Below are 3,041 nucleotides of genomic sequence, written 5' to 3'. Positions count from 1 at the left end.
AAGATGTCGAGCGCGTGAAAGATGTTGGTGGTCAGGTAATAATCTCTCCCAATATGGATAAAGATGTGATTACGCGCACAAAGGAACTCGGTTTGCTGTCGATCCCGGGCTGCTTTACACCGACAGAGTGTTTTACTGCCTTAAAGGCGGGTGCTGATATATTAAAGATTTTCCCCGCAGATACCCTCGGCATTCCTTTTATAAAAGCAATCTCTGCTGTCTTGCCCTCTGGCACGCGGATCTGTCCCACAGGGGGGATAGGTGCGGAAAACATGCATCAGTTTATTGCGGCAGGGGTTTATGCCATGGGCATGGGCTCGTCACTTTATAAGCCCGGTGTTGATGCTGTGGATGTTGGTAAAAAGGCGGCCAAACTGGTTCAGGCTTATCGGGATGCCAGCCAATAGCAAGGTGCTGATAGAGGCAACGACGCAATTGATCCCGACTATTTACGACTACTTCGGTGTAGAACAAATCTACCAACACGAATGTTATCTGTGATCGATGCGTTAATCATTCAGAAGATCTTGAAATAGGCAAAAGATCTCATAAAGAGGAAACAGCCAGATCTTTGATGAGCTGAAAAAAGATATGCTCATTGCCGCCTTAAGCTGTTTATGATGATTAATGATCTATTTATTACATGCGCCGGTTATTTGATAGGCCAGCCATCAGACATGCAAAATAATGTTAAGCCCTTCATCCTTTTTGGGCGGCACAAAATAGCTGGTGATGACTTCAAACTCTTCGTCGCTGGGGGCGAATTCGTGGGACCCTGATGCGTTGCGCGCGTGCAGGCGTTCTTTGCACAGGTCATTGCTTACGTCCAGATAGTGGAGCTTGTTTTCCACCTTGGCGCGGGTCGCAATGCCCAGCATCCATGCGCGAATGTCTGGTGTGTTGGCGGGAAAGTCGAGCACGACGGATATTCCGGCCTGAAGCAATTGTTGCAGGTGGTCTTCCATAATGCTGCGCAAACGACCAGAACAACGCACATAGTCGGGAATAGTATTGATTTCTTCGGGATAAAGTCGGGACAGCCAGGTGTCTTCGTTGATCAGAATAACCTTGGGATCAACCGACAGGTCACGTGCGAGTGTTGATTTCCCTGCGGCGATTTTTCCACAGACAAGATGAAGCGTGGGGGGGAGGTCTGTCATTTGACTCATTCTTGCGTTGCTGTCCGATATTATTTATGTGCAATTAATTTACTGAACTTTGTTTGTGACATATTTCTAACCCAATTCATATATTCGGCACGATTTTTATGGAATAATACCCATTATAGTTCGTAAGTTTTTGGGCAAGTTTCAGGGAAAACCTTTGGGGAAAATCTGGGAAACGAATTATTCTTTGGCGTATAATAGTTTCTGTTGGAATTTGGTCTATTATCTCAAGATGATGAAACGAAAGGTGCAAGATTAAGGAGAGAGGATGTTTGATCGTTTAAAATTATTTATCGCAAAATCAGGATATGGAAATGTTTTGTTTGGAGAAATAATTTATGAATCAAAAACGATAAACGGGCAAAGTAAAAACGCTTTTTGCCAATGGCGTATTAATCAGTGTTTGGATAAAAAAACTAACTTAATTGGGCTTAAATTATGTTCTGATTATAGTGTTGGTTCAGAAGGAAATCCAGCAAATTACATTAACTTTGAAATTGAAACCGCAAAGATCTTACGGGGTGAATTAGATCGATGTATTATTGAGGCAGAGAAAAACAAACAGATTAGGTGATCAGCAGTTAATCAAACCAAATCAAATCTGTTAAGCTTCGCCTTGTACCCATGTCTATAAGGTACCTATGTCTATAAGGTACCTATGTATATAAGGTATCTATGTCTATAAGTTCAAAGCGTCCAATGAATTTGTGCAGGATGAGATTCGGATAAAAGGGAGTATGGTCAGAATGATTTTACGTTCTATCAGTGTCTCGTATGCCACGTTCTTGCGCGTGTTGATGCTCTCTTTCTTTGCGATATTCTCTCCGTCGGTTTATGCCGGTGATAAGCCACAACAGCCTAACGAACCGTTGCTCTGGTATGTCTGGGATTTACCCCCTGAATTTATTCATCGCGGTCCGTGGAAAGGAAGGGGATACGCCGACAAGTTTCTCGCCTTTTTTATGCATAATTTGCCGGGGTATGATCACCACATTCGTGTGGTAAATATTCCGCGCTGGAGCAGAGAGGTTCTAAAGCCGAACCGCTGTTCCGTGCATCTGTGGAGCGGCTTTTTCCCCGGCGAACTGATTGAATCAAAACCCTATAGCTTTACGCCGCCCCATGTGGTGATTTTTCATAAACGGCATCAGAAGCGTATTGGCCCAAAGGGAACCGTTGTTTCGCTGGAAGCTTTGTTAAAACAACCTGATCTGAAATTAATGATCATGAATGTGGATTTTAACCGTGAGGCGCGGCAAAGCCGTTATCCCGTGCTCTATCCCTATTTGCTTCCCTACGTGGGACAGGAAAACCTGATCGAGCAATATAGTACTGAAAACACAGTGGATCTGGATTTACTGGCCCATGGACGTGCCGACTATACAATTGCCTACCCCAGTACGATCAAAGCACAGATGCGCATTAAGAATTTACCTGACGAATATGTTTCTTATCCGCTTAAAGAACATAATATTTACAAGAATGTGTATGTCGCTTGTCGGAATGATACCTTTGGTCAAAAGGTTATCCGACAAATAAACGCGTTGTTAACTGAAGAAACCTTGCTTGAATTCCTGTCTTACCATGAAGAGTGGAATGACGCGGACCCTAATTTCCGTAAAACGACAATCGATTATTTTGTCAAAAACATGCCCTTGGAAAATGTGGTTGAATAAAGTCTTTTGGATCTGGAAAATTTCAACGATTTTAAGTTTTATGTGATTGAAATAATTTCATATTTTCAGGGTAATAAAAATTAACGAATTGTATTTATACTGTATTTTATACACTAACGGATTGTGTGTGTCGCAATCCCTGAATTTTTGGCCTCTAATTTTTGGGTCCTCGAATTTTATAGTGTTCCAGAAGTGTGGC

Annotated in this window: 3 protein-coding genes and 1 pseudogene; 3 read left to right on the top strand and 1 reads right to left on the bottom strand. The window is 42.6% G+C overall.

Going from position 1 to position 3,041, the window contains the following annotated elements; genetic code table 11:
* Positions 1-407 (top strand): annotated as a pseudogene (locus tag Q0241_RS07455) (2-dehydro-3-deoxy-6-phosphogalactonate aldolase); the annotation flags it as partial.
* A 264-nt stretch (positions 408-671) separates the two neighbouring features.
* Here Q0241_RS07455 and Q0241_RS07450 read toward each other — a convergent pair.
* Positions 672-1,160, bottom strand: coding sequence for an ATP-binding protein (locus Q0241_RS07450; protein WP_299375452.1), 489 nt, complete (start codon positions 1,158-1,160; stop codon positions 672-674).
* 274 nt (positions 1,161-1,434) lie between these two features.
* Here Q0241_RS07450 and Q0241_RS07445 point away from each other — a divergent pair, with 274 nt between their 5' ends.
* Positions 1,435-1,740, top strand: a complete 306-nt coding sequence (locus Q0241_RS07445) for a hypothetical protein (protein ID WP_299375449.1) — start codon at positions 1,435-1,437, stop codon at positions 1,738-1,740.
* Between the two features lie 172 nt (positions 1,741-1,912).
* Positions 1,913-2,842, top strand: coding sequence for a hypothetical protein (locus tag Q0241_RS07440; protein WP_299375446.1), 930 nt, complete (start codon positions 1,913-1,915; stop codon positions 2,840-2,842).
* The last annotated feature ends 199 nt before the right edge of the window (positions 2,843-3,041 follow it).

Origin of the sequence: uncultured Kiloniella sp., from assembly GCF_937128705.1 — a bacterium.
In the GTDB taxonomy this organism is placed as follows: Bacteria; Pseudomonadota; Alphaproteobacteria; order Kiloniellales; family Kiloniellaceae; genus Kiloniella.
This window is presented reverse-complemented; position numbering and strand designations above follow the sequence as displayed.

Excerpts from the sequence above, each read along its gene's own strand:
- Q0241_RS07450 (WP_299375452.1), bottom strand. The coding sequence starts at position 1,160 with ATGACAGACCTCCCCCCCACGCTTCATCTTGTCTGTGGAAAAATCGCC.
- Q0241_RS07440 (WP_299375446.1), top strand. The coding sequence starts at position 1,913 with ATGATTTTACGTTCTATCAGTGTCTCGTATGCCACGTTCTTGCGCGTG.
- Q0241_RS07445 (WP_299375449.1), top strand. The coding sequence starts at position 1,435 with ATGTTTGATCGTTTAAAATTATTTATCGCAAAATCAGGATATGGAAAT.